General features: G+C 30.2%; 10 protein-coding genes and 1 pseudogene. 7 read left to right on the plus strand and 4 right to left on the minus strand.

Going from position 1 to position 7,448, the window contains the following annotated elements; all coding sequences use genetic code 11:
* Window positions 1-53: 53 nt before the first annotated feature.
* From M3Z80_RS08435 to M3Z80_RS08445, 4 genes are all read left to right on the plus strand, one after another.
* Window positions 54-1,343, plus strand: a complete 1,290-nt coding sequence (locus M3Z80_RS08435; protein WP_293919149.1) for a hypothetical protein — start codon at window positions 54-56, stop codon at window positions 1,341-1,343.
* A 266-nt stretch (window positions 1,344-1,609) separates the two neighbouring features.
* The gene (locus tag M3Z80_RS09830; RefSeq protein WP_366519874.1) at window positions 1,610-1,963 is read left to right on the plus strand and encodes an AbiH family protein; all 354 of its coding nucleotides are present in this window, start codon (window positions 1,610-1,612) and stop codon (window positions 1,961-1,963) included.
* Window positions 1,899-2,204, plus strand: a complete 306-nt coding sequence (locus M3Z80_RS08440) for a hypothetical protein (RefSeq protein WP_293919151.1) — start codon at window positions 1,899-1,901, stop codon at window positions 2,202-2,204. The genes M3Z80_RS09830 and M3Z80_RS08440 overlap by 65 nt, the downstream gene beginning before the upstream one ends.
* A gap of 236 nt (window positions 2,205-2,440) precedes the next feature.
* A complete protein-coding gene (locus tag M3Z80_RS08445) occupies window positions 2,441-2,794 on the plus strand; it encodes a hypothetical protein (RefSeq protein ID WP_293919153.1) in 354 nt (117 codons plus the stop codon).
* A 64-nt stretch (window positions 2,795-2,858) separates the two neighbouring features.
* Here M3Z80_RS08445 and M3Z80_RS08450 read toward each other — a convergent pair whose 3' ends face one another.
* The 4 genes from M3Z80_RS08450 to M3Z80_RS08465 form a co-directional block, all read right to left on the minus strand.
* Window positions 2,859-3,536: an OmpA family protein gene (locus M3Z80_RS08450; RefSeq protein ID WP_293919155.1), complete on the minus strand. Its 678-nt coding sequence runs from the start codon at window positions 3,534-3,536 to the stop codon at window positions 2,859-2,861.
* Between the two features lie 174 nt (window positions 3,537-3,710).
* A complete protein-coding gene (locus M3Z80_RS08455) occupies window positions 3,711-4,043 on the minus strand; it encodes a lipocalin family protein (RefSeq protein WP_293919157.1) in 333 nt (110 codons plus the stop codon).
* Between the two features lie 71 nt (window positions 4,044-4,114).
* Window positions 4,115-4,585 (minus strand): DUF6702 family protein, encoded by a 471-nt coding sequence (locus M3Z80_RS08460; protein WP_293919159.1) that lies wholly within the window; start codon window positions 4,583-4,585, stop codon window positions 4,115-4,117.
* A 62-nt stretch (window positions 4,586-4,647) separates the two neighbouring features.
* The gene (locus M3Z80_RS08465; RefSeq protein WP_293919160.1) at window positions 4,648-5,361 is read right to left on the minus strand and encodes an LOG family protein; all 714 of its coding nucleotides are present in this window, start codon (window positions 5,359-5,361) and stop codon (window positions 4,648-4,650) included.
* Window positions 5,362-5,610: 249 nt separating this feature from the next.
* Between M3Z80_RS08465 and pdxS the strand changes: the two genes are divergently transcribed.
* From pdxS to M3Z80_RS08480, 3 genes and pseudogenes are all read left to right on the plus strand, one after another.
* A complete protein-coding gene (pdxS, locus tag M3Z80_RS08470) occupies window positions 5,611-6,486 on the plus strand; it encodes a pyridoxal 5'-phosphate synthase lyase subunit PdxS (protein ID WP_293919161.1) in 876 nt (291 codons plus the stop codon).
* Between the two features lie 77 nt (window positions 6,487-6,563).
* The gene (gene pdxT, locus M3Z80_RS08475) at window positions 6,564-7,127 is read left to right on the plus strand and encodes a pyridoxal 5'-phosphate synthase glutaminase subunit PdxT (protein WP_293919162.1); all 564 of its coding nucleotides are present in this window, start codon (window positions 6,564-6,566) and stop codon (window positions 7,125-7,127) included.
* Between the two features lie 7 nt (window positions 7,128-7,134).
* Window positions 7,135-7,448: pseudogene (locus M3Z80_RS08480) on the plus strand (AraC family transcriptional regulator); the annotation flags it as partial.

Consider the following 7,448-nt stretch of genomic DNA (forward strand, 5'->3'; position numbering starts at 1 on the left):
CATCAAACAGAATAAACAATCCATTACTCATATCCTAACTAAAAAAGATTAATATGTCCTCTTATTTGCCAGAAAAAACCTATATAGTTTGCACTAATCAGACAGGAAATGATTATAGGGAACTACTTGCTGATTCAGAAAAAAGAAAAGTTTCTGTATTTTATCAGGAAAATAGAGCCTTTCTCACTATTATTGATAAAAAATTAAATGAAGATTTTACCTGTAAAACAGGATGGAGTAAAGGATTAAGCAAAGGGGCTTTTGTAGGAGGAGTTGGTGTAGCTCTTGGAATAGCGGCAGCGGCGGCTACTGTTCCTGTTGTTGGATGGATTATAGGAGGAGTTATAGGTGTAGTTGCTGTGGGAATAGCTTTATATGATATATTTACTAGCCCTAAATGTATAGGAGCCTTAGGAAATGAAGCCAGTCAATGGAAATTATATCATCCTAAAGTTTACAAAAACAAATACAATGCTATATTGAGTTGCTCTATTCTCCAATGTGGAGAAGGAGGAATATTACTACCTTTTATCAGTCAGACTGCTGCTGCTAAAGCTGCTAGTACTATTGGTTGGAATAATAAGGCAGATATTGGACTTAATGTAGTAGTCAATGGATTAGCTGGATATGGTTTAGGATTTAGTGTGATGGGGATTGAAACCATAGGAGGAGGGATTATGTTTGCATTAAGTACAGGATTAGCCATTTATTTAGGTGAGAATGTAATAAACCCCAGTGCTCAATGGGTAGGAGATAAATATGCAGAAAGATATAAAAGTAAAAGGTATGATGAAGTTCGAAATTCTATAGAAAAGAAACCAGCTCCAGATAAAGGTCTTTTAGATTATGTAATGGGAGCCAACAATCCTGCAAAAGATATTAGTAATATGGTTAAGAATAAAAATCAAATTGTAGAAGCCATGAAAGCCAATGGGGCAAGTAAAGAAGCCATTGCTAATTTTGAAGCCTCTGTAGCAGAAGCTCAAAGAATTGGTACATTAAGTAATTCAGAATCAGCTAAAGTTTTATCAGATATTAAAGAAGGTAAATATGGTTCAGATGTTAAAGATATATTTACCAATAGAAGTGGAAATGCAAGAGGTATGCATACACAAAGAAATTATGATAAAGCGACTCAGATGGAACAAGATAAAATTCAGTTGAATAAATATAAATCTTTAAAAGAAGCAAAAAAAGGAGCTGGGAGTTTATTAGCCATAGCCCAACCTTTTATTAGTGCTATTTTTGATAGAAAGGTATTAATTAAAGCAATAGAAATACAGGAAGCAGCTGATGCAGAAGATTTCTCTAACTCCATTAGTGTTATTAGTACTGATTATTAGAATGTAAAATATTGATTATGGAATTAACAGGACTTAGACTTTTGTATATAAACCAATAATTAGCTTTACACCTCATTTGAATTTTACAAAAAATAATGTTCGGTTTAATGTTTTATTGATATTTATCATAATCCCTTAAAGTTAAATTTCATTCAAATCAAAAATAATTGAAGAATATGAAAAAAATATTTTTAAGAAAAAATTGAATGGAATAAAACACCTAATTCAAAAGGAAATGTAAATGAAGGTAATTTATTCAAAAAACAATATTTTATTTTTTTAATCATATTTTAGTAAATCAACTCACTGATAATCTTTATAATAGTAATAATAAACCTGATAGTATATTATTTTTAAATTTTAATTATACTGTAACAATAAAAGATTATTTCCCTGAAATTCAAAAAAATATCCCTAATACCTCAATAATAAATATTCATAGCGAATTGAAAAATAAAGATAATCCTATTGTTTTTGGTTATGGTGATGAAGAAGATGAAACAAATTTTAAATTAATTGAAAAATATGATGAATGTTTAAAATATATGAAAACATATGAAAACGTATTGGTACTTAAGAACAAACAATTATCAAAAATTAATAGATTTTGTCTCCAGTAATGATTTTGAAGTTTATATAATGGGGCATTCTTGCGGCTTATCTGATAAAACTTTATTAGGCGAAATCTTTAATAATGAAAGATGTCTAAAAATAAAGGCATTGACATATCAAAAATATAGAGATGATAATTTAAGTTTAAATTCGACAGATTATATTGAGAAGAATTATCAAATGGGTAGAATATTTAAGAATAAAGGAGATATGAGAAAAAAGTACTCCCATTTAATTCCAATGATATAATAAAAATAAAATATGATAAAAAAGCGAAACTTCTTTCATTAATATGAGCTTTAAAAATACTGATTGTAAATTAAATAGTGCATACTTATCTCTTATTATAATTTCATGTTTTTTTTCATATAAAAATTAAGATTCCTTCAATAAATACATTTATGAAAAGTTTTGTGCACATGTAAAACTTTTGTAAAGCATATTTATATTTATTATAATTTTACATGAGTAAAATTTTAAAAACAATGAACGAAGCACAACTTTGGAGTAAAATAGAAATTTTTTTTAAAGAAAAGTTTGCTCAAGATGATATACCCGATTTAAATACAATGATTTTTTTAATAGGTTTGCAAGAATTGGGGCTAGGTTATAAAAAATATAAAAAAGATGAAAAAATGAATTTAATACATATTGCGGTTTGTCGTTTATTGGAACCGTTCGGATATTATAAACTAGATGGATACGATAAAGATAAATGGCCACATTATAAATTAATTGAAAAGCTTCCCGACTTAAAACCCAATGAGCAAACTTTATTGATGAAAAAAGCTATAATTCAATATTTCATTGATGAAAAATTGCTCACCTTTGAAAAATAAGAAAAGACAAACTTATGTCTGTCTTTTCTTCAAAATTATATAAAGTGTAAAATATATTTACTTATTAATTAGATTCAGATTTTGCATCACGAATCATTTTTTCATTTGCCGTAATTGAAAATTCAACTCTTCTATTTAAAGCTCTTCCGGATTCAGTGTTGTTATCACCAATAGGATCTGCTTTACCAAACCCTTTAATAGTGAAACGACTGGAACTGATACCATTACTTGCTAAATAATCAGCAACACTTTTAGCTCTATTTTCGGACAAATTTAAATTATATTGATCTGCTCCTTTAGCATCTGTATACCCGAAAATACCAATATTAGTATCAGGATATTGTTTGAATATGGAAATAATTTGATCCAAATTTTTTCTTGCAGTAGGAGTTAAGGTAGATTTATCAAAATCAAAACGCACCGCATTTTCATTAAGAACGACTTTTATTCCTTCACCCACACGTTCTACAGTAGCTCCGGGAACACTTTCTTGAATTTGGCGAGCCTGTTGATCCATTTTGTGACCAATCAAACCACCAGCAGTTCCCCCTACAGCGGCACCAATTACAGCACCTAACGCAGCGTTGTTTTTATTTCCTACGTTGTTTCCGATTACAGCACCTAACACACCTCCAGCAACGGCACCTATTCCGGCTCCTTTTTGAGTATCATTTGTGTTACAAGAGAGTATGATGCTTGCAGACAATAAGATTACTGTTAATTTTGTAATTAATGATTTCATAATTATAATTGTATATTATTCACAAGTTATTTATTTTAATTTTCCGGATGCTAATTTACTAAAATGAAAAGTAATAGTAACTCCACTAATAACTTGACTTAAGTTGAATTCTTCTTCGGAAATATTATCATATAAATAAGTAGTTCCTGTAGTTACTTTTCTGGCTTTATCACCTTAATTAAGTAACTTTAAAACAAGCATATTTTGTTTATCTATATACCAGGTAAAATTCTGAGTAAGAGCAGGACAAGTATTACCTCCTTGCAAGGTGAAATTTCCTCTATTATTATTAGCAATAAAATACCAAACGCTATTTTTTAGACATTGTGCATCATATTCATCAAAAGCTTTTACTTTAACCATATTTTCAGAATAAGAAACCCTATCCAGTCTCCAAGTACCTCTTACATCTCTTTGAGAGGGACGGTCAAGAGCTACGGAATTAGAAGATGAGCATGAATACAACATAAAGATGCTCAAAATTCCTAAAATCATAATTTTTTTCATAAAAGAAATTAATTTAAATTTATAATTATTATTTATATAAAAAGTAACAAATAAAATAAAAATTTAAAACATTAAAAATTTATTTTCCCTGAATCCGATCCTTTTTTACATACTAAAGATTTTTTCTGTCCATTAACAATAAAATTAATAAAATTCTGCTGCTCAGGGTATTTATCCAGCAACAATGAATTTTTTATACTAATGGAAGAAACGGAATTAACACCATTTACTTCATAATAGATCCAGACTATGTTACCGTCCGGATTTTTAGAAGAAAAAGTAAAAGTTACCGGTGTGTCATTAATACTCAATTTAACATTATTTTGAAGGTATTTATTTAGGGAAGTATCAAAATCATTCGAGTTGACTTTTTTCCCAATAGTTTGTTCGATATGCTCAACATTTACTTTCGAAGAAAGTTTTAATGTTTTAGTACTAGACACATATTCCACTTTAGTTATAGAAGTAAAAAAATCAGATGAATAAAGAGTATACGAACATAAAAATAAAATACATAAAATAAAAGGAATAAACTTTTTCATCATTGGTTTAATTATATTTGGTTACATTCTGCGAGAGAAAACAAATTTAATGCCAAATACCATTAAAAATTTTGTTTAATACTGTATTTATCATAAAAAGCGCGAATATGCCCTACAGCTTCATCGGCAGTATCGACAAGTCGAAAAATATTAAAATCTGTATCTTTTATATAATTTTCTTCCAGCATAGATTCGCGCATCCATTCCAATAAACCACTCCAGTATTTAGTACCTACCAAAACAATAGGAAATTTACTTGTTTTTTTGGTTTGAATCAAGGTTAGAGCTTCGAACAATTCATCCATGGTTCCTAATCCCCCGGGCATGACTATAAATCCTTGAGAATATTTAAGAAACATGACCTTTCGAACAAAAAAGTAATTGAAATTCATACTTAGTTTATAATCTACGTACGGATTACTGCCGGTTTCAAATGGCAATTCAATATTAAGACCTATAGATTTTCCTCCTGCGGCTTGAGCACCCTTATTTCCTGCTTCCATAATTCCAGGCCCCCCTCCGGTAATAATACCAAAGCCGATCTTGGTAAGTTTATAAGAAATTTCTTCTGCTAGTCCATAATATTTATTTTCAGGACTGGTACGAGCAGAACCGAATATTGAAACACAAGGTCCTATTTTGGTCATGGTTTCAAATCCGTTAGTAAACTCCGCCATAATTTTAAAAAGCATCCAACTGTCTCTGGTTTTTATTTCATTCCAGTTTTTTTGTTTAAAATTATTAGCAATAAATTCTTTTTTTTCTGAATTATGCATTTTGTATTATTTTTTTATTTAGACAAAATATGTACAGCAAAAATAAAGCATAATAAAAATCTACCATCATAAATTGGCAATGATTTGAATTATAATTTACAATTTTATCCTAATAGGTTCATTATGACGTACATGATATAAGCTTTACATTTATGAAAAAATATATGGGAAAAATAAAAAAAGTATTCTTGAGGATTATAACCATATATTATATTATTTTTGTAGACGTAATTAAGATAAAAGATAGATATGGAAAATAATAGATATGAATTAAATAAAAATTTAGCACAAATGCTAAAGGGAGGAGTAATCATGGACGTATCAACTCCTGAACAAGCAGAAATAGCCGAAAAAGCAGGAGCGGTTGCAGTGATGGCTTTAGAACGAATTCCTGCAGACATTCGTGCTGTAGGAGGAGTTTCACGGATGAGCGATCCGAAAATGATTAAAGGAATCCAAGCAGCAGTAAGCATACCTGTTATGGCTAAAATAAGGATCGGGCATTTTGTAGAAGCTCAGATATTAGAAGCATTAGAAATCGATTATATTGATGAAAGTGAAGTTTTAACACCGGCAGATGATAAATACCATGTAAACAAAACCAAATTTAAAGTTCCTTTTGTTTGCGGAGCTAAAAATCTTGGAGAAGCACTACGAAGAATACAAGAAGGAGCTTCTATGATACGTTCAAAAGGAGAACCGGGTACCGGAGATGTAGTGCAAGCAGTAAGACATCTACGCGCTATGAATGAGGGTATTCGTAGAATTCAGGGATTGCATGATGATGAGCTCTTTAATGAAGCTAAAGAATTGCAAGTACCTTATGAATTAGTAAAATACGTATATGAAAATGGAAAATTACCGGTGGTAAATTTTGCTGCCGGAGGGGTTGCTACTCCAGCCGATGCAGCTTTAATGATGCAATTAGGAGCTGAAGGAGTATTTGTTGGTTCCGGCATATTTAAATCGGGAGATCCTGTAAAAAGAGCTCAAGCCATTGTTAAAGCAGTAACTAATTATAATGATCCTAACATTTTATTAGAAGTCTCCGAAGATTTAGGTGAAGCCATGGTAGGAATAAATGAAGGAGAAATTGAGATACTAATGGCTGAAAGAGGAAAATAAAATAAAGTTTAAACTGATATTAGGTCATTTTGAAAATAATTTTTTCAAAATGACTTTTTTAATTCAAATCGTTAAATATGAATGTAGGAGTATTAGCATTGCAAGGAGCATTTATAGAACATATTCAGATATTGAAAGAATTAGGTATAAGTACATTTGAAATAAGGCAAAAAAAAGATTTAGTTCGATCTATGAATGGCCTAATTATTCCGGGTGGAGAAAGTACTGCGATAGGAAAGTTATTAAGAGACTTGAACATGCTTGATGAGCTAAAAAACATGATCGAAAACGGGTTACCTGTATTCGGTACCTGTGCCGGATTAATTTTACTTGCTAAAAAAGTTGAAGATGGTGGCAATCATTTGGGAGTCATGGATATTACAGCAAAAAGAAATGCTTATGGGAGACAGTTAGGAAGTTTCTTTGTTGAAGAAAATTTCGAAGGAATTGGAACTGTGCCGATGACATTCATTAGAGCTCCGTATATTTCCGAAGTAGGCTCTAAAGTAAAAATATTGGCAGAAGTAAATGGAAATATTGTTGCCGCACAGGAAAAAAGTATGTTGGTAACGTCTTTCCATCCGGAACTAAACTCTTCTCTAAAAGTTCATCAATACTTTTTAGAAAAAGTATGTAGCTAAAATTTTTATGAATAAATCAAAAATAATAAATTATTCAGGAATATTTCTGACTTATTATGCAAACAATGATACCAGTTGTGTACATTCGGCGCAAGATCATTGTTTAATTTATTTGTATTCCGGAAAACTAATTATTGAGGAAAAAGACAAAAAAGAAATTGTTTTAGAACCGGGAAGTTGTGTATTTGTACGAAGAAACTATAATATAAAAATGACAAAAATTAATTCCGGAGATCAGCAATATAAAGGAATTACCATGACGTTAAGACGTAATTTTCTTCGCGATTTTTATTATAAAAGTTTGAAAAAAGATAATGAACC

Origin of the sequence: Apibacter sp. (assembly GCF_025291155.1) — a bacterium.
GTDB lineage: Bacteria > Bacteroidota > Bacteroidia > Flavobacteriales > Weeksellaceae > Apibacter.